Source organism: Microbispora sp. H10949 (assembly GCF_014161435.1).
Taxonomy (GTDB): domain Bacteria; phylum Actinomycetota; class Actinomycetes; order Streptosporangiales; family Streptosporangiaceae; genus Microbispora; species Microbispora triticiradicis.
Map to the genome: position 1 here is coordinate 164,150 of NZ_JABBWZ010000009.1, position 20,347 is coordinate 184,496.

At 72.8% G+C, this 20,347-nt stretch carries 23 protein-coding genes and 1 riboswitch; of the genes, 7 read left to right on the forward strand and 16 right to left on the reverse strand.

Going from position 1 to position 20,347, the window contains the following annotated elements; all coding sequences use genetic code 11:
- Positions 1-21 precede the first annotated feature (21 nt).
- Positions 22-1,062 (forward strand): NlpC/P60 family protein, encoded by a 1,041-nt coding sequence (locus tag HHX40_RS23820; RefSeq protein WP_182882389.1) that lies wholly within the window; start codon positions 22-24, stop codon positions 1,060-1,062.
- 78 nt (positions 1,063-1,140) lie between these two features.
- Here HHX40_RS23820 and HHX40_RS23825 read toward each other — a convergent pair whose 3' ends face one another.
- Positions 1,141-1,389, reverse strand: a complete 249-nt coding sequence (locus HHX40_RS23825; protein ID WP_111701819.1) for a LuxR C-terminal-related transcriptional regulator — start codon at positions 1,387-1,389, stop codon at positions 1,141-1,143.
- A gap of 72 nt (positions 1,390-1,461) precedes the next feature.
- Positions 1,462-1,872, reverse strand: a complete 411-nt coding sequence (locus HHX40_RS23830; RefSeq protein WP_182882390.1) for a winged helix-turn-helix transcriptional regulator — start codon at positions 1,870-1,872, stop codon at positions 1,462-1,464.
- 96 nt (positions 1,873-1,968) lie between these two features.
- Between HHX40_RS23830 and HHX40_RS23835 the strand changes: the two genes are divergently transcribed.
- Positions 1,969-2,892, forward strand: a complete 924-nt coding sequence (locus tag HHX40_RS23835) for an NADP-dependent oxidoreductase (RefSeq protein ID WP_182882391.1) — start codon at positions 1,969-1,971, stop codon at positions 2,890-2,892.
- A 145-nt stretch (positions 2,893-3,037) separates the two neighbouring features.
- Here HHX40_RS23835 and lysS read toward each other — a convergent pair whose 3' ends face one another.
- The 4 genes from lysS to HHX40_RS23855 all read right to left on the reverse strand — a co-directional run bounded on the left by lysS (position 3,038) and on the right by HHX40_RS23855 (position 8,803).
- Positions 3,038-4,732 (reverse strand): lysine--tRNA ligase, encoded by a 1,695-nt coding sequence (gene lysS / locus HHX40_RS23840; RefSeq protein ID WP_182882392.1) that lies wholly within the window; start codon positions 4,730-4,732, stop codon positions 3,038-3,040.
- A gap of 59 nt (positions 4,733-4,791) precedes the next feature.
- Positions 4,792-5,574 (reverse strand): type III pantothenate kinase, encoded by a 783-nt coding sequence (locus HHX40_RS23845; protein WP_182882393.1) that lies wholly within the window; start codon positions 5,572-5,574, stop codon positions 4,792-4,794.
- Positions 5,575-5,581: 7 nt separating this feature from the next.
- On the reverse strand, positions 5,582-8,086 hold the full coding sequence (locus HHX40_RS23850; RefSeq protein WP_182882394.1) for an L-aspartate oxidase: 2,505 nt from the start codon (positions 8,084-8,086) through the stop codon (positions 5,582-5,584).
- Positions 8,087-8,152: 66 nt separating this feature from the next.
- Positions 8,153-8,803: a TetR/AcrR family transcriptional regulator gene (locus HHX40_RS23855; RefSeq protein ID WP_182882395.1), complete on the reverse strand. Its 651-nt coding sequence runs from the start codon at positions 8,801-8,803 to the stop codon at positions 8,153-8,155.
- A gap of 64 nt (positions 8,804-8,867) precedes the next feature.
- Here HHX40_RS23855 and HHX40_RS23860 point away from each other — a divergent pair, with 64 nt between their 5' ends.
- Positions 8,868-9,521, forward strand: a complete 654-nt coding sequence (locus HHX40_RS23860) for a class I SAM-dependent methyltransferase (protein WP_182882396.1) — start codon at positions 8,868-8,870, stop codon at positions 9,519-9,521.
- Here HHX40_RS23860 and panC read toward each other — a convergent pair.
- The gene (gene panC, locus HHX40_RS23865; RefSeq protein WP_182882397.1) at positions 9,511-10,362 is read right to left on the reverse strand and encodes a pantoate--beta-alanine ligase; all 852 of its coding nucleotides are present in this window, start codon (positions 10,360-10,362) and stop codon (positions 9,511-9,513) included. The two genes, HHX40_RS23860 and panC, sit on opposite strands and share 11 nt — an antisense overlap.
- Positions 10,353-11,243 (reverse strand): Rossmann-like and DUF2520 domain-containing protein, encoded by an 891-nt coding sequence (locus HHX40_RS23870; RefSeq protein WP_111701837.1) that lies wholly within the window; start codon positions 11,241-11,243, stop codon positions 10,353-10,355. The genes panC and HHX40_RS23870 overlap by 10 nt, the downstream gene beginning before the upstream one ends.
- A 206-nt stretch (positions 11,244-11,449) precedes the next feature.
- Here HHX40_RS23870 and HHX40_RS23875 point away from each other — a divergent pair, with 206 nt between their 5' ends.
- Positions 11,450-12,418, forward strand: a complete 969-nt coding sequence (locus HHX40_RS23875) for an SAM-dependent methyltransferase (protein WP_182882398.1) — start codon at positions 11,450-11,452, stop codon at positions 12,416-12,418.
- A 9-nt stretch (positions 12,419-12,427) separates the two neighbouring features.
- On the forward strand, positions 12,428-12,745 hold the full coding sequence (locus HHX40_RS23880) for an antibiotic biosynthesis monooxygenase family protein (protein ID WP_182882399.1): 318 nt from the start codon (positions 12,428-12,430) through the stop codon (positions 12,743-12,745).
- Here HHX40_RS23880 and HHX40_RS23885 read toward each other — a convergent pair.
- A complete protein-coding gene (locus HHX40_RS23885; RefSeq protein ID WP_310738248.1) occupies positions 12,725-13,924 on the reverse strand; it encodes a cytochrome P450 in 1,200 nt (399 codons plus the stop codon). The two genes, HHX40_RS23880 and HHX40_RS23885, sit on opposite strands and share 21 nt — an antisense overlap.
- Before the next feature lie 78 nt (positions 13,925-14,002).
- Positions 14,003-14,118: riboswitch (SAM riboswitch) on the forward strand.
- A 49-nt stretch (positions 14,119-14,167) separates the two neighbouring features.
- Here HHX40_RS23885 and HHX40_RS23890 point away from each other — a divergent pair.
- Positions 14,168-15,442, forward strand: coding sequence for an aminotransferase class V-fold PLP-dependent enzyme (locus tag HHX40_RS23890; RefSeq protein ID WP_220499493.1), 1,275 nt, complete (start codon positions 14,168-14,170; stop codon positions 15,440-15,442).
- A gap of 37 nt (positions 15,443-15,479) precedes the next feature.
- On the opposite strand, the gene HHX40_RS23895 is transcribed toward HHX40_RS23890, so the two are convergent.
- Positions 15,480-15,827, reverse strand: coding sequence for a helix-turn-helix domain-containing protein (locus tag HHX40_RS23895; protein ID WP_182882401.1), 348 nt, complete (start codon positions 15,825-15,827; stop codon positions 15,480-15,482).
- A gap of 2 nt (positions 15,828-15,829) precedes the next feature.
- Complete coding sequence (locus HHX40_RS23900; RefSeq protein WP_310738249.1) at positions 15,830-16,180, reverse strand: type II toxin-antitoxin system RelE/ParE family toxin; 351 nt, start codon at positions 16,178-16,180, stop codon at positions 15,830-15,832.
- A gap of 225 nt (positions 16,181-16,405) precedes the next feature.
- Here HHX40_RS23900 and HHX40_RS23905 point away from each other — a divergent pair, with 225 nt between their 5' ends.
- Positions 16,406-17,587 carry an NADH-quinone oxidoreductase subunit D gene (locus HHX40_RS23905; RefSeq protein ID WP_111701845.1) on the forward strand — a complete coding sequence of 394 codons (1,182 nt, stop codon included), beginning with the start codon at positions 16,406-16,408 and terminating at the stop codon, positions 17,585-17,587.
- Positions 17,588-17,613: 26 nt separating this feature from the next.
- Here the strand turns inward: HHX40_RS23905 and HHX40_RS23910 are convergent, their stop codons facing one another.
- From HHX40_RS23910 to folP, 5 genes are read right to left on the reverse strand one after another with little or no spacing between them, the layout of a single operon-like run.
- Positions 17,614-18,063, reverse strand: a complete 450-nt coding sequence (locus HHX40_RS23910) for a DUF3180 domain-containing protein (protein WP_111701847.1) — start codon at positions 18,061-18,063, stop codon at positions 17,614-17,616.
- A 16-nt stretch (positions 18,064-18,079) separates the two neighbouring features.
- Entirely contained in the window at positions 18,080-18,580 is a 501-nt protein-coding gene (gene folK, locus HHX40_RS23915) for a 2-amino-4-hydroxy-6-hydroxymethyldihydropteridine diphosphokinase (RefSeq protein WP_111701849.1), read from the reverse strand.
- A complete protein-coding gene (gene folB, locus HHX40_RS23920; RefSeq protein WP_111701851.1) occupies positions 18,577-18,942 on the reverse strand; it encodes a dihydroneopterin aldolase in 366 nt (121 codons plus the stop codon). The genes folK and folB overlap by 4 nt, the downstream gene beginning before the upstream one ends.
- Complete coding sequence (locus tag HHX40_RS23925; RefSeq protein WP_111701853.1) at positions 18,939-19,370, reverse strand: nuclear transport factor 2 family protein; 432 nt, start codon at positions 19,368-19,370, stop codon at positions 18,939-18,941. The genes folB and HHX40_RS23925 overlap by 4 nt, the downstream gene beginning before the upstream one ends.
- A 22-nt stretch (positions 19,371-19,392) precedes the next feature.
- Positions 19,393-20,316 carry a dihydropteroate synthase gene (gene folP, locus HHX40_RS23930; protein ID WP_259403085.1) on the reverse strand — a complete coding sequence of 308 codons (924 nt, stop codon included), beginning with the start codon at positions 20,314-20,316 and terminating at the stop codon, positions 19,393-19,395.
- Positions 20,317-20,347 lie beyond the last annotated feature (31 nt).

The following is a 20,347-nucleotide window of genomic DNA, read 5'->3' on the forward strand; positions in this document are numbered from 1 at the left end:
GGGAGAGGAGCTCGGTTGCGCATGCGTGGAGGACGGCAGGCGGGCAGGCACGCCCGTCGCCGACGGCCCGGATCCGGCCCGGCCGGTCCGGGTGCCATCCGGCGGTTCACCTTCGTCGGAGTCGCGCTCGCCGCGGTCACATTCGGCGCTCCGGTGGTCCGCGCGACCGCCGACCCGAAGCCGAGCCTCAAGGAGCTCGCCGCGGAGGTGGAGGACCTCTACAGCGAAATCGAGACACTCACCGAGCAGTACAACGGCGAGCGGGTGCGTCTGAAGGCGGCCGAGCGGTCCGCCGATCTCGCCAAGAAGAACCTCGCCAAGAGCGAGGCCGAATTGGAGACCCGCCGGCAGAGGGCGAGCGCCCTCGCCCAGCACTCCTACATGACCAACGGGCTCGGCAACGCCCTGGTGCTCGTGAAGTCCACGGACCCGCGGCAGTATCTCGACCAGGCCTCCACGACGTACGCGCTGGAGTTACAGCAGAGCCAGGAGGTCGCGGAGGTCAGCAAGGCGATGGACGCCGCCGCGCGGGCCAAGTCCAGCGCCGCCGCCCGCCAGAGCGAGGTCAGGAAGCTGCTGGACGGCCTCGACTCGCGGCGCGACAAGATCACGAAGCTGATCAAGAAGACCGAGAGCAGCCTCTACCGGCAGGTCTCGCGAGAGGTCGGCACGGAGACGCGCAGGAAGATGTCGTTCCCCATCGTGGGGGGCGGCAAGGCCGCCCAGGCGGCGCGCTGGGCCCTCGCGCAGCAGCTCAAGCCGTACGTCTGGGGCGCGGAAGGGCCGCGCTCGTTCGACTGCTCCGGCCTGGTGATGGCCGCCTACCAGTCCGTCGGCATCAGCCTGCCCCACTACACGGGCGACCAGTGGACGGCCGGCACGCACATCTCCCGCGACCAGCTCCGCCCCGGCGACCTCGTGTTCTTCTACTCCGACCTGCACCACGTCGGCCTCTACATCGGCGGCGGCTACATGGTCCACGCGCCGCGCACCGGTGACGTCATCCACATCGCGAAGATCGCCGGACGGCCGTTCGCGGGCGGCGTGCGCGTCGCCGACTGATCACACGCATGATCGGCGTGCACGACCACCGTTCACCGGCCGCGCCCGCGCGCGCGGCCGGACGAGTTCGGGACGTGCTCAGATGAGACGGCGGCGGGCGGCCCAGGCGACGGCCTCGATGGCGGTCGCCACGCCGATCCGGTCGCAGATGCAGCGCAGCCGCCGCCGCACCGTACGGCCGCTGACGTCGAGGCTGCGGCCCACCCGGTCGGCGGTGACGCCCTTCGCGAGCTCGGCGAGCAGCAGTAGGTCCTCCTCGGTGAGACCGGCACGCTCAAGGTCCGAGGCGAGATCCTCACCCCGGTAGACGACCTCCGGATAACCCATCGTCCGCCCTCCCCACGACGATGATTCGTCGGCCCACCCTCCAGGGACGGTAAACGCCTTTGCTGAAGGCCGTCAAGGTGCGGCGGCGGGCCGCCGGTCATAGGCCTCCCTTGCGGCCTCCACGTCCTCCATGTGGATCTCCGCCCAATTCTTGATCGCTTCCAGTAGCGGCATCAGGTTCTCGCCCAGGGGAGTGAGCCGGTAGTCGACACGTACCGGCACCGACGGGGTGACCGTACGCGAGACCAGTCCGTCGCGTTCCATCGTCCGCAACGTCTGCGTGAGCATCTTCTGACTCACCCCGGCGATCGTCCTCGCCAGTTCGCTGTAGCGGAGGGACCCGCGGGCGAGCGCGGTCAGCACGAGACTCACCCACTTGTCACTGAGCGCGTCGAGCAACTGCCGGGACGGGCAGGTCGCCACGTACGCGTCGTACCGCCGCCGCGCCTCCTCCCGCCGCTGGGCCGCCGTCCGGGTGGGCATGATCTTCCCTCCGCCTCCGTTACGCACTTCCGGGTGCCTACTTACCGCAAGAGAGTAACTCTCCATAGCCTCCTGTCGTAACGGAGAGGAGGACACATGAGAGCACTGGTGGGGCGGGACGGGGTCGTACGGATGGCCGAGGTGCCCGAGCCCGAGCCGGGGCCGGGACAGGTGCGGATCCGGGTGGAGGCGGCGGCCGTCAACCCGATCGACCTCTTCACGGTCTCCGGCGCCCTTCCCGATCACGGACTCACGCCCCGGCTCGACACGTACGCCATGGGCTGGGACGTGGCAGGGGTGGTCGACCGGGTGGGACCGGGGGTGACGGCGGCCGGCCCGGGTGATCGGGTCATCGGCCTGTCGGACCGGCTGACGGACCCGATCAAGGCCCAGGCCGAACTGGTCGTGCTGGACGAGCACGCCGTCGCGGCCGCGCCCGCGGGGATGCCCGCGATCGAGGCGGCGACGCTGCCGCTCAACACACTGACCGCCGTGCAGGCGCTCGACCTCGCCGGGCTCGCCGAAGGCGAGAGCCTGCTCGTGACGGGGGCGGCCGGGGGCCTCGGCGGTTATCTGGTGGAGCTGGCGGCCCTGCGGGGCATCAGGGTCGTCGCCGTCGCCGCGCCCGGAGACGAGGCGCTGGTCCGCGGCTTCGGCGCGGAGTGGTTCGTCGCGCGGGGCGCCGATCTGGCCGGCGCCGTACGGGCCGTCGTCCCGGGCGGCGTGGACGGAGTGGTGGACGCGGCCGTCGTCGGCCTGCCCGCGCTGGACGCGGTGCGGGGCGGTGGCGTGTTCGTCGCCGTCGGCGCGGGGCAGGCCCCGCTCCCGCTGCGCGGAATCCGCGCCTCCACGGTGTTCGTCCGGGCCGACGCGGCGCAGCTCAGGGACGTCGTCAAGCTGGCCGAGGCGGGCCGGCTCACGACACGGGTCGCCGGTGTCTACCGGCTGGACCGGGCGGCCGAGGCCCACGAGCGGCTCGTCCGGGGCGGCGTGCGCGGACGCCTGGTGCTGACCCCCTGACCCGCCCGGCACCAGATCGGGGTGAGGCGACGGGGGCGAGTGGCCGGGCCGGACGGGGATGCCGTCCGGCCCGGCCGCCCACCTCCGGAACACGTCCGGAACGGCGTTGAGCACAGCGAGCGAGCGCGCCCGGCCAGGCGGGAGGTCAGGCGGCGCGGCCCGCGTCGAGCAGCTCGCGGATCCGGTCGCGGCCCACCGCCAGCAGCAACGTGGGCAGGCGCGGGCCGGTGTCGCGGCCGACGATCAACCGGTAGAGCAGGGCGAAGAACGCGCGCTGGGCGGCCTTCAGCTCCGGCGTGGCCGCCTTGGCGTCCATCTCCAGCCCGGCCAGCACCTTCGGCACGCCGTAGACGAGCGTGGTCAGGCCGTCGAGCGACCAGTGGTCGTCGAGACCGTCGAGCAGCAGGCGCAGCGACTCCCGCTCCGCCTCGCCGAGCGTGTCGAGAAGCTCCTTGTCGGGCGTCTCGCGCACCTGCGTGCGCTCCTCCGCGGGCAGGTAGGTGTTCACCCAGTGCCGGGCGCGGTCGAGCCGCGGCCGCAGCTCGTCCAGCCCGCCGATCTCCGGGTCGAAGGCGCGCAGGATGCGCAGCGTCTGCTCCTCGTGGCCGGTCGCGATGTCGACCACCGAGGCGAGCGTCCGGTACGGCAGCCGGCGCGGCGTGTCGGGCAGCGTCGCGGACGCGGTGCTCGACGCCCGGCGGTAGGCCGACTGGTCGGCCGGCAGCGCCGTCCCCTCCGTGACCTTCCTGGTCAGCGTGTCCCACTCGTCGTACATCCGCTGGATCTCCTGGTCGAAGGAGATCTTGAACGACTGGTTGGGACGGCGGCGGGCGTACAGCCAGCGCAGCAGCGCGGGCTCCATGATCGACAGAGCGTCGGCCGGGGTCGGCACGCCGCCCTTGGAGCTGCTCATCTTGGCCATACCGCTGATGCCGACGAAGGCGTACATCGGCCCGATCGGCTGCTGCCCGCCGAACACCTCGCGGATGATCTGGCCGCCGACGACGAACGACGAGCCCGGCGAGCTGTGGTCGACGCCCGACGGCTCGAAGACCACGCCCTCGTACGCCCAGCGCATCGGCCAGTCGACCTTCCACACCAGCTTGCCGCGGGTGTGCTCGGACAGCAGGACGGTCTCGCCGTGCCCGCAGACGCAGGTGTACGACAACGCGGTGGTCTCGTCGTCGTACGAGGTGACCGTGGTCAGGTCGCGGTCGCAGAACGAGCAGTACGGCTTGTAGGGGTAGTAGCCCCCCGCGCCGGAGCCGTCGTCCTCGCTCGCGGCCCCCGAGCCCTCCAGGGCGGCGGCCTCGTCGGCGTCGAGGACCTCCTTGGCCTTGGCCTTCTTGGTGCGGTACTGGTCGAGGATCGCGTCGATCCGCCGCCGCTCCCGCATGGCGAGCAGCACCTGCTCCCGGTAGGCCCCCGAGGTGTACATCTCGGTCTGGCTGATGCCGTGGAACTCCACGCCCATCTCCGCCAGCGCGGCGATCATCGGCGCCTTGAAGTGCTCGGCCCAGTTCGGGTACTCGCTGCCGGGCGGAGCCGGGACGGTGGTCAGCGGCTTGCCGATGTGCTCGTTCCAGGCGGGGTCGACGCCCGCGGGGACCTTGCGGAAGCGGTCGAAGTCGTCCCACGAGATGATGTGCACGCACTCGTGCCCGCGCCGCCTGATCTCGTCGGCCACCAGGTGCGGGGTCATGACCTCGCGCAGGTTGCCCAGGTGGATCGGGCCGGACGGGCTGAGGCCGGACGCGCAGACGACGGGTTTGCCCGGTGCGCGCCGTTCGGCCTCGGCGATGACCTCATCGGCGAAACGCGCCACCCAGTCGGCGTCCATCACGTCAGTCCTCTCGAAACGGGATCCTGCCTTCTATGGTCCCGTACCCGAGGGAGTCGTCAGGACGTGTTGCGGACGTAGACCAGCCGCAGGCCGATGAGCGTGAGCCAGGGCTCGTGCACGTCGATCGTGCGGGCCTCGCCGATGACGAGCGGCGCGCCGGTGCCCGTGGCGACCACGGTAACGTCGTCGGGGTCGGCGGCCAGCTCGGCGGTCATGCGGTCCACGATCCCGTCGACCAGCCCGGCGAAGCCGTAGAGGATGCCCGACTGGAGCGCCTCCACGGTGTTCTTGGCGATCACCGACCTCGGCCGGACCAGCTCGACCTTGTGGAGCTGCGCCCCGGCCGTGGCCAGCGCGTCCACCGAGATCTCCAGGCCGGGGGCGGTCACCGCGCCGACGTACTCGCCCCGGGCCGAGACCGCGTCGAAGGAGGTCGCCGTGCCGAAGTCGACGATCACGCAGGGCCCGCCGTACAGGGTGGTGGCGGCGAGCGCGTTCACGATGCGGTCGCTGCCGACCTCCTTGGGGTTGTCCATCCGGACCGGCACGCCGGTGCGGACGCCCGGCTCGACGACCACCGCCGTGACGTCGCCGTAGTAGCGCCGGGACATCTCCCGCATCTCGTTGAGCACCGACGGGACCGTGGAGCAGATCGCGATGCCGCTGATGTCGGCGTCCTTGAGCAACGGCGACTGCCCGAGCAGCCCCTGCAGCACCACCGCGATCTCGTCCGCCGTGCGGCGGGAGTCGGTCGCGATCCGCCAGTGCTCGATGACCTCTTCACCCTCGAACAGGCCCAGCACCGTATGGGTGTTGCTGACGTCGATGGTGAGCAGCATCCCCCGATTATGCCTCACGAAGATCTAGACCCAGGTCGAGTGCCGGGGCCGAGTGGGTGAGCGCGCCGACCGCCAGGTAGTCGACCCCGGTCTCGGCGACCGCGCGGGCCGCGTCCAGGGTCAGCCCGCCGCTCGACTCCAGCCTCGCCCGGCCGGCCACCAGGCGTACGGCCTCGGCGAGCTGGTCCACCGTGAAGTTGTCGAGCAGGATCTCGTCGGCTCCCTCGGCGAGGACCGGCTCGATCTGGTCGATCCGGTCCACCTCGACCTCGATGGGCAGGCCGGGGAAGGCCTGCCGTACGGCGCGGAAGGCCTCCGCGACGCCTCCGGCGGCCACGACGTGGTTGTCCTTGATGAGCGCGGCGTCGTGCAGGCCCATCCGGTGGTTCACGCCGCCGCCCGCCCGCACGGCGTACTTCTCCAGGACGCGCAGGCCCGGCAGGGTCTTGCGGCTGTCGCGCACGCGGGCGCCGGTGCCCTCGACGGCGTCCACCCAGCGCCGGGTCTGGGTGGCGACGCCGGACAGGTGGGTGAGGAAGTTGAGCGCGGTGCGCTCCAGCGTGAGCAGGTCGCGGGTGGCGCCGCGCACGGTCATCACCACGTCGCCGGGGCGCACGCGGTCGCCGTCCGCGGCGTGCCGCTCGACCTCGGTGCCCCCGGCGGCCTGGCGGAAGACGGCCTCGGCGACGGCCAGGCCGGCGACGACGCCCTCCTTCCGCGCCACCACGTCGGCGACCGCGCGCTGGTCCGCCGGGATCGTGGCGACCGAGGTGACGTCCTGTCCCCCGGCCAGGTCCTCGTCCAGGGCGGCGCGGACGAGGCCGAGCACGGCGTCCGGGTCGAGGCCGTTCTCGTCCAGTTCGGTCCGCAGGGCCTCGTGGGGCGTGTACGTCAAGGTCAGTCCCTCCGCCGTCAGGGCGATGTCGATGTGCGCCCGCCAGCGGGCGTCGTCGCGGTCGGGGTGGTCCTCCCGCCAGTGCGAGCCGCGCGTCTCCTCGCGTACGGTCGCCGCGGCGACCAGCGCGGACGCGACCGTGAGGAGGTTGGTCGCCTCCCACGACTCCGTGCAGGGCTCGACCGCGACCGGGGTCCAGCGGGCGTCCGAGAGCGCGCGGGCGACCTCCGCGAGGCTGCGGTCGCCGCGCAGCACCCCGGCGCCGCGGCTCATGTGGCTCTGGATCCGGGCGCGGGTACGCGGGTCCACCAGCCCCTCCGGCCGGTCGTCCCGTCCGGCGGCCTCGCGCGGCGTCAGGTCGTGCGCGGCCAGGTCGGCGGCGATGCGCTCGCCGTAGACGAGCCCTTCGAGCAGGGAGTTGGAGGCCAGCCGGTTGGCGCCGTGGACGCCCGTGCAGGCCACCTCGCCGCAGGCGTACAGGCCGGGCACGCTGGTCCTGCCGTACAGGTCGGTGCGCACGCCGCCGCTCGCGTAGTGGGCGGCGGGGGCGACGGGGATGGGCTCGGTGACGGGGTCGATGCCGTGCTCGCGGCAGACGGCGAGGATCGTGGGGAACCTGGAGCGCCACTTCTCCTCGCCGAAGTGGGTGGCGTCGAGGTAGACGTGGTCGGCGCGGGTCCGCGCCATCTGGCGCATGATCGCTTTGGCGACCACGTCGCGGGGCGCGAGGTCGGCCAGCTCGTGCACACCCCGCATGAAGCGCTCGCCGCTCGCGTCGATCAGCACGGCGCCCTCGCCGCGCACGGCCTCGGAGACGAGGGGCTGCTGACCGGTCGAGCCCTCCCCGAGCCACAGGACCGTGGGGTGGAACTGCACGAACTCGATGTCCCTGACCACCGCGCCGGCCCGCAGGGCCAGCGCGACGCCGTCCCCGGTGGACACGACCGGGTTGGTGGTGGCCGCGTAGACCTGTCCCATGCCGCCGCTGGCGAGCACCACGGCCCCGGCCCGTACGGCGCCCACGCCGTCGCGGGCGCCCTCCCCCATCACGTGGAGCGTGACCCCGCAGGCGTGACCCTCGGCGTCGAGGAGCAGGTCGAGGGCGAGGGCGTGCTCGATGACCTCGATGCGGGGCTCGGCGAGCACCGCCTCGGCCAGCGCCCGCTGCACCTCGGCGCCGGTCGCGTCGCCGCCCGCGTGGACGATGCGGTTGCGCCGGTGGCCGCCTTCGCGGGTGAGCTGGAGCCCGCCGTCGACGTCCCGGTCGAACTCGGCGCCGTGGCTCATCAGCCGCTTGAGCGCGTCGGGGCCCTCGGTGACCAGGACGCGTACGGCCTCCTCGTCGCAGAGGCCGACCCCCGCGAGGAGCGTGTCCCTGAGGTGCTCGTCGGGCGTGTCCTCGGGGTCGAGGACGGCGGCGATCCCGCCCTGGGCCCAGCGGGTGGACCCGGCCGACAGGACGTCCTTGGTGACCACGAGCACCCGCGCCCGCGGGTCGAGCTCGACGTGGCGCAGTGCCACGGTGAGGCCGGCGATGCCGGAACCGATCACGACCGCGTCGGCCTCGACGGTCCAGCCGGGTGCGGGGGCGGTGAGTCTGCGTGCGAGCGCCACCATGAGGGGATCCCCTTTCGTCATAATGACGATAACGCCCCTCGCCGAGTGGTGCCGCCCCGCCCCCTCCTAGAAGGGGGGCGCCGCGGGGCCGGTGCAGAGCTGGGCGGCCAGAGTGGCGTACGCCCATTCCTCCCACCTGTCCCGCGACCAGCCGCGGTCCTGCACGAAGAGCAGGTACAGCTGCGGGCTGAGCAGGCAGAACAGCAGGTCCGCGGCCATCGCGACGGAGACGTCCGGGCGGGCGTCGGGCTTGCCGGCCAGCGCCTGGGCCACGGCGTGCAGCACGGTGTAGCGCGGGTCGGGGCCGTCGGGCCACTGCGCGGCGATCTGCGGGTCGGCGGCCCCGGCGGACGCGATCATCGGCATGATCGGGGCGACCCGGCCGAGGATCTCGCCGGTGCCGCGCACGTGCGCGCGGAGCTGGCCGGCGGCGGTGGGCTCGGCGCAGGCGGCGCGGAACCACTCACGGTCCATGACGGCCACCGGCTCGGTGTCCCCGGCGATGGACGTGTCGACGACGTCCTTGAACAGCGTGCGCTTGTTGCCGAAGACGAAGTAGACCGTCTGAACGGCCACACCCGCCCGGTCGGCGACCTCCTGCAGGCTCGTCGCCCCGTAGCCCTGCGCGACGAACAGCTCCCGCGCCGCCTCGATGACCTTCTCCCGCGTACGGCGTGAGCGCTCGGCCCGTTTGTCCGGCCGCTTGACGGTGTCCATTGCGCGAGTATATCTCTAGAGTTCATCACTAGAGTTCAACTCTAAGAACGGGGAGCGAGAGCCGATGGACAAGCCGAACACCCTCCGGGACGCGGGCGGGGCCGAGGCCGGACGGGATCAGGAGGAGGCGGTGCGCCGAGCGCTGGAGGAGTACTACCGCGCCGGGAAACCGCCGTGGGACACCGGCGTCACACCGCCCGAGCTGGTCGCCCTTGTCGAGGGGCACGGGGAGGGACACGATGCGCTGCCGCCCGGCCGCGCCCTGGAGCTCGGCTGCGGCACCGGGACCAACGCGATCTATCTGGCCCGGCACGGCTGGGAGGTCGTGGCCGTCGACCTGGTCGGCCGCGCGATCGAGCTGGCCCGGGAGAGGACGGAGGCGGCGGGAGTGGACGTACGGCTGCTGCACGGAGACGCCACCAGGCTCGACGAGCTGGACGCGCCCGGCCCCTTCGAGCTGTTCTTCGACCTGAGCTGTTACTGCGGCATCCCGCCGCACCGCCGCGACGCCTACGTCGCCGGACTCACCCGCCGCGCCGCCCCCGGCGCACGGCTGCTGATGTTCGGGTACGGCCCCGGGGCGTTCGACGACACGTTCTCCGGCGTCACCGCCGACGAGCTCCGTGCCCGGTTCGGCGGCTGGGAGCTGGTCGACACCACACCCGGCACGAACCCGGTGCCCACCTTCTGGTTCACCCTGCGCGCGCCTACAGGGTGAGCACCATGTTGTCGATCAGGCGGGTGGTGCCCACCTTGGCGGCGACGGCCAGGACCGCCTCGCCGCGGTGGTCGCCGCCCACCGGCGCGAACGTCGCGGGATCGGCCAGGATCAGGTAGTCGAGCAGCAGCGGCGGGTCGAACCGGCCCGCCTCCTCCAGCACGGCCCTGGCCGCGTCGAGGACCCCGGCCGGCCCGGTCCGGGCCCGCGCCGCACCGGCACTCAGCGCCCGCGACAGCGCGAGGGCCGTACGGCGGTCGTCCTCGGAGAGGTACCGGTTGCGGCTCGACAGCGCCAGCCCGTCGGGCTCCCGCACGGTCGGGGCGGCCACGATCGACACCGGGACGTCGAGGTCGGCCGTCATCCGCCGGATCAGCGCGAGCTGCTGGGCGTCCTTCTGCCCGAAGACCGCGACGTCCGGCCGCACGAGGTTGAACAGCTTGAGCACCACGGTCAGCACGCCGTCGAAGTGGCCCGGGCGGAAGGCGCCCTCGGCCGTCCCGCCCATGCCGCCCGCCGAGACCTCCACCTGCCGGTCGGGCAGGTACATGTCCTCGGCCGAGGGCGCGAAGACCACGCCCGCGCCCTCCTCCTCGCACACCCGGAGGTCGGCGTCGAACGTGCGGGGATAGCGGGAGAAGTCCTCGTGGGGACCGAACTGCAGGGGGTTGACGAACACGCTCACCACCACGTGGTCGGCGTGCTCACGCGCCAGCCGGACCAGCGACCGGTGGCCCTCGTGGAGCGCCCCCATCGTGGGGACCAGGGCGATCCTTCCCGGCCCGAGAGAGTCCCTCGCCTTGACGAGGGCGGCCCGGTCGGCGGCCACGGTCACGTCCATATGTTCCCTCCCAGGGCGTCCAGCAGGCGTTCGGCCGCCTCCGGCTTGAGCAGCCCCGCCGCCAGCGCCCGGTCGGCGGTGAGCCGCGCCAGGGCCACGTACGCGTCCGCGGCCTCGGGGGCGGCCAGGATGAGCGCGTCCACGTGTTTGCGCACCGTGCCCGCGTCGCCGCGGACGACCGGCCCGGTGAGCCCGCCGATGCCGAGACGCAGCACGTTGTCGAGGGCCGCGCCGAGCAGCGGCCCGAGCATGCGGCCGGGATGCTCGACACCGATCTTCGCGAGCAGCTCCTGCGACTCGGCGATGAGCGTCACCATGTGGTTGGCCGCGCCGGCGATCGCGGCGTGGTAGAGCGGCCGGTCCTGGTCGGCGATCCACACCGGCTCGCCGCCCATCTCGATGACCAGCGCCTCGGCCACCGGCCGCAGCATGTCCGGCGCGGTGACGCCGAACGAGCAGCCGTTGAGCTTGGTCAGGTCGTCGCTCCGGCCCGTGAAGGTCATCACCGGATGCAGCGCGAGCGGCAGCGCCCCCGCCTCGGCGGCGGGGTCGAGCACGCCGAGGCCGTACGCGCCGCTGGCGTGCACGAGCAGCTTGCCGCGCAGGTCGGCGCCGGTGGCCGCGAGGCCGGAGACCAGGCCGGGCAGCACGTCGTCCGGCACGGTCAGCAGCACGAGCTCGGACCTGGCGATGACCTCCTCCGGCCTGCTGAGCGCCTGGCCGAGACGGTCGGCGGCGCGGCGGCGCGACGCGTCGGACACGCCGCTGGCCGCCACCACACGATGACCCGCGAGCATGAGCGCGGCCCCGAGCACGGAGCCGACCCGTCCCGCGCCGAGCACTCCCACGGCGAGCCGCGCCGGGCGGTCACTTGTGTCCATGACGCCTCCCCTCGGTTCAGCGTAGCGGCGGCGCTCCCGCCGGCCCGGTGCCAGGTCGTGCCTCACGGATCAGGCCATGCCGAGCATGACCACGACGGGCCCGACGGTCGGAGTTTGTCCCGTTTCTAACGGGCCTATGTTGAGCTACAGGTACGAATGTGACTGATTTTCGCCACGGCCCGTGCGTGTCGGTAGCGTGATGCGGTGTGGAGGTGACCTGGCGGGAGGCCGTCGAGCGCGCGCTCTACGGCGCGGAGGGCTTCTACCTGCGGGAGCGCCCGGACCGCCATTTCCGCACCTCGGTCCATGCCTCACCGGTCTTCGCCGAGGCGGTGCTGCGCCTGCTGGAACGGGTCGACGCGGCCCTCGGGCGCCCCGGCGTGGTCGACTTCGTGGACGTGGGCAGCGGCGACGGCCTGCTGGCCGCCCGCGTCGTGGCCGCCGCACCGCCGGACCTCGCGGCGCGGCTGCGGGCCGTCGCGGTGGACCTGTCCCCCCGGCCCCGCGGCCTCGATCCCCGGGTCGCCTGGGAGCCGGAGGTCCCGTACGGGGTCACCGGGCTCGTGGTCGCCAACGAATGGCTGGACAACGTGCCCCTCGACGTCGCCGAGGCGACCCCCGTGGGCCCCCGGCTGGTGCTCGTCGACCCGGCGACCGGAGCGGAGCGGCCCGGTCCCGTCCCTGATCCGGAGGACCTGGCCTGGCTGGACCGCTGGTGGCCGCTGGGCCCGGTCGGGGACCGCGCCGAGATCGGCCGCCCCCGCGACGAGGCGTGGGCCGGGGTGATCGCGCGGCTGGCCCGCGGCACGGCGGTCGCCGTGGACTACGCCCATCTCGCCGGGCGGCGCCCCGCCCTCGGCACGCTGGCCGGCTACCGCGACGGCTCGCCGGTGCCCGCCGTGCCGGACGGGTCGTGCGACGTCACGGCCCACGTCGCGCTGGACGCCTGCGCGGCGGCCGGCGAGCGGGCGGGCGCGGCGGCGACCACGCTCACGACGCAGCGGGAGGCCCTGCGCGACCTGGGGGTCACCGGCGCCCGGCCGCCGCTCGCGCTCGCGTCCGCCGACCCCGCCGGTTACGTACGCGCGCTCGGCCGGGCCTCACAGGAGGCCGAGCTCATCGACCCCGCCGGTCTCGGCAGCTTCGGCTGGCTCAGCCAGTCCCGGTGTGGATGAGGAGACATCATGATCGCGAGAATCTGGCGCGCGAGCGCGACCCCGCAGGGCGCCGACGGCTACGAGCGGCACTTCACCGGGGCGGTCCTGCCCTCCCTGCGCGGCGTGGCCGGGCACCGCGGCGCCTACCTGCTGCGGCGCGACACCGACGGCCGGGTGGAGATCGAGGTCATGACCCTGTGGGACTCGATGGACGCGATCCGCCGCTTCGCCGGGGAGGACCCCGCGACGGCCGTCGTCGAGCCCGCGGCCCAGGCCGTCCTGCTCGGCTACGACACCACGGTCACCCACCACACGGTCAGCGTGTCAGACGGCGACCTTCAGTGACTCCAGGCCGCGCATGATGTAGCTGGGCTTCCAGGTCGGCTCCTCGGCGAGCTCCAGGCGGGGGGCGAGGCGCAGCAGCGCGCCGAACGACTCCGCCATCTCGACCCGCGCGAGCGGCGCGCCCAGGCAGAAGTGGATGCCCGCACCGAACGAGATGTGCGGGTTCTCCACCCGGCCGACGTCGAGACGGTCGGGGTCGTCGAAGACCTCGGGGTCCCGGTTGGCGGAGCCGAACAGCAGCGCGATCTCCGCACCCCGGGGGATCGTCACCCCGCCGGCCTCGACGTCCTCCAGCACCCACCGCTCGAACATCTGCGCCGGGGTGTCGTAACGCAGCAGCTCCTCGACCGCCGCCGGCATCAGGCCGGGATCGGCGCGCAGCCGCTCCAGCTCGCCGGGGTTGCGGAACAGCGCCCACCACCCGCTGCCGGTGGCGTTGACCGTGGCCTCGTGCCCGGCGTTGAGCAGCAGCACGCAGGTGCCGATCAGCTCGTCCTCGGTGAGCCGGTCCCCGTCGTCCACCACCTGGGCCAGCGCGGAGATCATGTCGTCGCCCGGACGCTCCCTGCGCGCCCTGGCCAGCCCGCGCAGGTACTCGGCGAACTCCGTCGCGGCGCGTACGGCCGTGTGCTGGACCTCCGGCGACGGGTTCAGCTCGTACATCCCGCAGATGTCGGCCGACCAGGGGCGCAGGAGGTGGCGGTCGGCCTCCGGCACGCCCAGCATCTCGGCGATCACGGTGACGGGCAGCGGCTCGGCCACCTCGGCCAGCAGGTCGCCGCCGCCGCGCTCGACCAGCCCCTCGGTCAGCTCCGTCGCGATCCTCCGTACGCGCGGGCGCAGCGACTCGACCATCCGGGGCGTGAACGCCTTGGACACCAGGCGGCGCAGCCGGGTGTGGACCGGCGGCTCCACGTCGAGCATCCCGGCCCGGATCACCCGCCAGAAGGGCTCCTGGAAGTCCGGCTCGGGCTCCCGGCCGAACTCCTCGTGCGTGGCCGTGTGCAGGTAGGACCGGCCCAGGCGGCGGTCGCGCAGCAGCGTGTTGACGTCGGCGTGCCGGGCGACCAGCCACTGTCCGGTCGGCTCGAAGAAGCTGACCGGATCGTTGTCCCGCAGGTCGCGGTAGGCGTCGTACGGGTGAGCCACGAATTCCGGATTCCAGGGATCAAACCTCACATTGGACACCATAACGGTAAAGCGCCTCTCACCAGGGGACTTGCCGGATCGCCGGTTCTCCGGGTTATAGTGCGCTCAGGTCATGAGTGCCAGCGTCAAGCCCCGGCTTGCTGGCCGGCAACCCTCGCGCTCGCGGCGGGGTGCCCCGGGTGAGGACCGGGCCCGGCACGCGGTGTGCCGGGCAAGCGCGGGCTCCGCCGTACGACGCCATGGCAGGGGTCCCCGACCCGAGGAGGCCTGGCGTTGTCCGCTCTCACCTTCGTCCCGCAGCAGCCCGCCAACCCCGTGTCCGAGCCGGTGCGCGTACCGGTGGTCGTGGGCGCCGACCTGGAGGTCCCGGTCCGGGGCGGCCGGCTCGTGCCGTACGCGAACCTCGACTACGCGGCGAGCGCGCCCTGTCTTGAGCCGGTGAACGCCGCCGTCGCGGCGGCGCTGCCGGCCTACTCCAGCGTGCACCGGGGCGCGGGCTACGCCTCGCAGCTCACGACCCAGCGGTACGAGCAGGCCAGGCACACCGTGCGGGCCTTCGTGGGCGCCCGCCCCGGCGACGCCCTCGTCTTCGTGCGCAACACCACCGACGCGATGAACCTGCTGGCCCGCAGCCTCCCCGAGGGCACCACGGTCGTCGTGTTCGGCACCGAGCACCACGCCTCGCTGCTGCCCTGGACCGACGTCGTACGGCTCGCGCCGCCCGCCTTCCCCGGCGAGGCCGTCCGGGCCGCCGACGAGGCCCTCGCGGCGATCGAGGGCCCGGCCCTGCTCGTCGTGACCGCCGCGTCCAACGTCACCGGAGAGCTGTGGCCGATCGCCGGGCTCGCGCACATCGCGCACCGGCACGGCGCGCGGATCGCCGTGGACGCCGCCCAGCTCGTCCCCCACCGCGGGCTCAACCTCGCCGCGCTCGACCTCGACTACGTCGCCTTCTCCGGGCACAAGCTCTACGCGCCGTTCGGCGCGGGCGTGCTCGTCGGCCGGCCCGACTGGCTCGCCACCGCCGACCCGTACCTGCGCGGCGGCGGAGCCGTACGAGCCGTGGGCGAGACCACCGAGTGGAGCGACGACCCCGAGGCGCGGCACGAGGCGGGGACGCCCAACGTGCTCGGCGCGGTCGCGCTCGCCGCCGCCTGCGACGCCCTCGCCGCGACCGGCTGGACCCCGCTGGTGCGGGAGGAGGAGCGGCTGCTCGCCCGCCTGCGCGCCGGGCTCGCCGCGATCCCCGGCGTACGCGAACTGTCGTTGTGGGGCCCGGACCACCCGCGGGTCGGGATCGTGTCGTTCGTCGTGGAGGGCCGCCCGGCCCGGGAGGTCGCCGAGATCCTGTCGGCCGAGCACGGCATCGGCGTCAGGGACGGCAAGTTCTGCGCCCACCCGTTCGTCCGCCACCTCCTCGGCGGCGCCGAGGACGAGGGCTGCGCGGACGGCACGGTGAGCGCCGTACGCGCCTCGATCGGCATCGGCACGACCGAGGAGCACGTCGACCGCCTCATCACCGCCCTCCGCGACATCGCCCCCGCCTGACCCCGACCGCCGTCACGCAGGGAGACAGCGGGACCGCTCAGGCGGCATCCAGCGACTTCTCGCTGACAGGCAGTCGCAGCGTCCGGTCACCGAAATCGACGACCAGGTCGAGGCGGGCCCCGAGCGCCTCCACATAGCGGGCGATCACGTCGAGGGAGGTGACCTCCCCATGCTCGATCTGCGAGACGCGGGCAACGCTCAGACCCATCGCCGCCGCGACGTCCTTCTGGCCGAGCCCGAGTTGCCTGCGCGCTTCGGCGAGCTGGCGACCGCGGGTCTCAGCGAGGAGTTTCCTCGCACCCTCCTCGATCACCGAAGGGGAGACGCCGGCCTCGTGCAGTTCCCGCTCGAGGTCGGCCCATTCCCCCGGTGTCCTCTTCGGCATGTTCACTCCTCTTCCTCGCTGACGTAGTCGAGGTAAAGCTGTATGGCCAGAGGGATGTTCTCCTTATACCACCCGTTCCAGTTGCCGGCTTTGTCGCCGCCCAGCAGCAACAGCGCGGCCCGAGTGGGGTCGAAGGCGAAAATGATTCTGATCTCTGATCGCCCGCGTGACCCTGGACGCAGTTCCTTCAAATGGTGCAGAGAGCTTCCTCTGAGCCGGTCGACGAGGGGCCTGCCCAATGCCGGCCCCTCCTCCCGCAGGGCGGCTACAGCCTGAGCCACCTGGGTCGCCGAGCCGAGATCCTCCTTGAGGAGTGTCCTGAACCAGGCGGCGTACTCATCCGTGACCTTCACGGTCCACACCGAAGAGACCTCCCCGAATTCAAGGCTAGCCTTAACTCGAACGCCAGGCTAGCTGTCGCCGGGTCGCGGCTCTTTGGGTTTGGGCAACTCCACTGTGTGATCGGACCAAGCGAGCGGCCAGCCGGGGCGGGCGGGACCGGACGATCGGAGGATCCGGGGTGGCCGGGCTTGCCGTGGCTTTCGCCGGTGGGTGGCGGGCGTGAAAGCATGGACGGTATGACCGAGCAGGACGGCCCGCGTGTCGAGCGAGTGGTGGGCATCGGGGCCGGGGCGGACGCGGTGCGGCCGGGAGGGCTCGCGACGGAGGACCTGATCCTCGACATCGGGCCGCAGCATCCGTCCACGCACGGGGTCCTGCGGCTGCGGCTCGTCCTCGACGGTGAACGGATCGTGGCCGCCGAGCCGATCGTCGGCTACATGCACCGCGGTGCGGAGAAGCTGTTCGAGGTGCGCGACTACCGGCAGATCATCGTGCTGGCCAACCGGCACGACTGGCTGTCGGCGTTCGCCAACGAGCTGGGCGTCGTGCTCGCGGTCGAGCGCATGATCGGCATGCAGCCCCCGCCGCGGGCGGTGTGGGCGAGGACCCTGCTGGCCGAGCTCAACCGCGTGCTCAACCACCTGATGTTCCTCGGCGGCCATCCGCTGGAGCTGGGCGCGGCCGGCCCGGTCTTCCCCGCCTTCCGGGAGCGGGAGACGCTGCAGTACGTCATGGAGGAGATCTCCGGCGGCCGCATGCACTACATGTTCAACCGGGTGGGCGGGCTGAAGGAGGAGCTGCCCGAGGGCTGGCTCGGCCGCGTGACCACCGCCGTGGCGGCCGTCCGGCGGCGGCTGCCCGACATCGAGGAGCTGGTCACGGGCAACGAGATCTTCGTGGCGCGCACCCGCGGCGTCGGCGTGCTCGACCGTGAGACGATCATGCAGTACGGCGTGAGCGGCCCGGCCGCGCGGGCGTCGGGGGTGGACTTCGACCTGCGGCGCGACGAGCCCTACCTCGCGTACGGCGAGCTGCCCGTGAAGGTCGTGACCCGCTCGGCGGGAGACTGCCAGGCGAGGTTCCAGGTGCTGCTCGACCAGGTCAAGGTGTCGCTCGACCTGGCGGACGCCTGCGTGGAGCGGCTGCGCCACCTGCCGCCCGGCCCGATCAACCAGCGCCTGCCGAAGGTGCTCAAGGTGCCGGAGGGCCACACGTACGCCTGGACGGAGAACCCGCTCGGCCTCAACGGCTACTACCTGGTGTCACGCGGCGAGAAGACCCCCTGGCGGCTCAAGCTGCGCAGCGCCTCCTACAACAACGTCCAGGTGCTCCGCGAGATGCTGCCCGGTCACTCGGTCGCCGACCTGATCGCGGTCCTCGGGTCGATGTTCTTCGTGGTCGGCGACATCGACAAGTAGGCCGGCGGGCAGCCTGGAAGCAGGGGTCAGCTCTCCCCGTTGGGCTTGCCGGGCACCCGGCAGCAGTGTTCGAGGAAGAGCGCGGCGCAGATCAGGATCACGCACGCCACGAACGACCCGCCGCCGACGATCGCGTCCTGGCGGGGTTTGTCCAGGTCGAGCAGGTCCAGCACACGCAGGACGAAACCGGCGAAGACCCCGGCGAACGCCGCGCCCGCGTACGCGGTGGCCTGGGCCAGCGCCGCCAGTCGAGCGACGGCGAGCGGCTCGACGGGCTTGGTGTCCGGGCGGCGCAGGATCCTCGCCCGGGTCAGCCAGCCCGTGTACGCCTCACCGAGCGCGAGCAGCAGCACGGTGGGCACCGCGGTCCACGGCAGTGTGGGCACCACGGAGTAGGACTGCCGCAGCAGGCCCCAGGTGATCACGGCGAACACGACCACGAGACCGACGAGCACGCCGGGATTGCTGGGCTTCACGCGGGGTCTCTCCTCGTCAGGCCGGGGGTTCGAGCACGAGGTCGGTGCGCAGCCGCACCCCGCTCTGGTCCAGGTCGGCCAGCAGGGCCGCGACCGACCCGCGCCCGGGCAGCACCGCCGAGGGGTCCGCCTGGGCCCACGGCACCAGGACGAACGCCCGCTCGTGCGCGCGGGGATGCGGGAGGGTGAGCTCTGGGTCGTCCGACATCAGCGTGCCGACCGCGATCAGGTCCACGTCGAGGGTCCGGGGGCCCCACCGCTCCGCGCGCTCACGGCCGAAGGCGTTCTCGACGCTGTGCGCCCGGTCGAGCAGGGCGCGGGGGTCGAGCATGCTCTCGGCGACGACCACCGCGTTCAGGTACGCGCCCTGGGTGGGTCCGCCGACCGGTTCGGTCTCGTAGACCGGCGACGCCGCCACGAACGTGAGCCCGGGGGCGTCGAACAACGCGTCGACGGCGCCCTGGAGGTTCTCGATTCGGCGGCCGAGGTTGCTGCCGAGTGCGATCACGACCCTCATGCGCGCCCCCTTCTGATCGTCACCACCACGTCGTCGAACGGCAGCGGGATGGGCGCGGCCGGTTTGTGCACGCTGACCTCCGCCTCCTCGACCATGTCGTGGGCCAGGCAGGCCGCCGCCAGCCGCTCGGCGAGGGTCTCGATGAGGTTGACCGGCTCGCCCTCCGCGATCCGGACGAGTTCCAGTGCCAGCGCGCCGTAGTCGACCGTCAGGGTGAGGTCGTCGGCCGCCGCCGCCGGGGCGGTGTCGAGACGCAGGCAGACGTCGATCACGAACTCCTGGCCGAGCTCGCGCTCGGCCGGCAGGCACCCGTGCCTGCCGCGCGCCCGCAACCCCGTCAACCGCACCGCGTCGCGGCTCACTGCTCCTGGTCCTCCTCCTCGTCCTCGTCGTCGCTCTGCAGGACCGGAGATCCGTGGTAGAGCCACAACCGCCACCCCCCGGAGGTCCGCACATAGGTGCTGGAGGCGACGACCCGGCCGGCGGCGAAACCCGGTTCGTCGCTGTCGGCGGCGGTGAGGATGTTCTCCGCGCAGGTGACGACCGCGACGTCACCGAGCACGGTGGTCTGCACGTCGGTCAGCACGAACTGGATGTACGTCGTGTTGGCCATGATGAGCGCCCACGAGCGCAGCACCTCCGACCGCCCGCTCAGCATGGGCCAGCCGGGGTGGACGCACAGCGCCGGACGTCCCGGGACGTCCTCGATCCATATCTCCGACATCCTGTCGAGGTCGCCCGCCTCGATGGCGTTGTAGAACGCCTGGTTGAGCTCCTCGATGTCCTTCATGGGCGTCCCTGTCGGCATATCCTCACCGGCTCTCGTCGGCATGTCGCGCGGCTGAGTGTCGTGCGGCTACTGCGTCCCGTCCGCCTGCCGCGTGTCGTACGCCTGCTGCCCTCCAGACGGCGGCGACGCGCACCGCGTCGGCGTTCGGCCGCACCCGGTGGACCCGGACGCACCACGCCCCGGCCTGCGCCGCGAGCGCGGTGACCGCGACGGTGGCGTCGTCGCTGCCGTCGAAGGGGCGTGGCTCGCCGTCCGGCCCGGCCAGCAGCCGGCCGAGGAACCGCTTGCGCGACGCCCCGACCAGCAGGGGATGGCCGAGCCGGTTCAGCTCGGCGAGGCCGGCCAGCACGGCCCAGTTGTGCTCGGCGTTCTTGGAGAAACCGAGGCCGGGGTCGAGCACGATCTGCTCCTCCCGCACCCCCTCGGCCAGCACGGAGTCGACCCGCTTGCGCAGTTCCTCCGCCACCTCGGTCAGCACGTCGCCGTAGACGGCCCTGTTGTCCATGTCGCGGCTGTGCCCGCGCCAGTGCATCACGACATACGGCACGCCGGTCGCGGCCACCACACGCGGCATCGCCGGGTCGGCCAGGCCGCCGCTCACGTCGTTGACCAGTCTGGCCCCGGCCGCGACGGCCGCCTCGGCGACCTCCGCCCGCATGGTGTCGACGCTGACCGTGACGCCCTCCTGGGTGAGGGCGCGGATCACCGGCTCGACGCGGCGCAGTTCCTCCTCCAGCGAGACCCGGGCCGCGCCCGGGCGGGTGGACTCGCCGCCCACGTCCACGATGTCCGCGCCCTCGGCCACCAGGTCGAGGCCATGCCGGATCGCGACGTCGGGATCGAACCACTGCCCGCCGTCGGAGAAGGAGTCGGGGGTCACGTTGACCACACCCATGACCAGACAGCGCTCGGCCTCCGGCATGCCGGGCACGCTCGACGTGGTCATGGGGTCCAGCCTAGTGCCCGGTTCGGCAGGG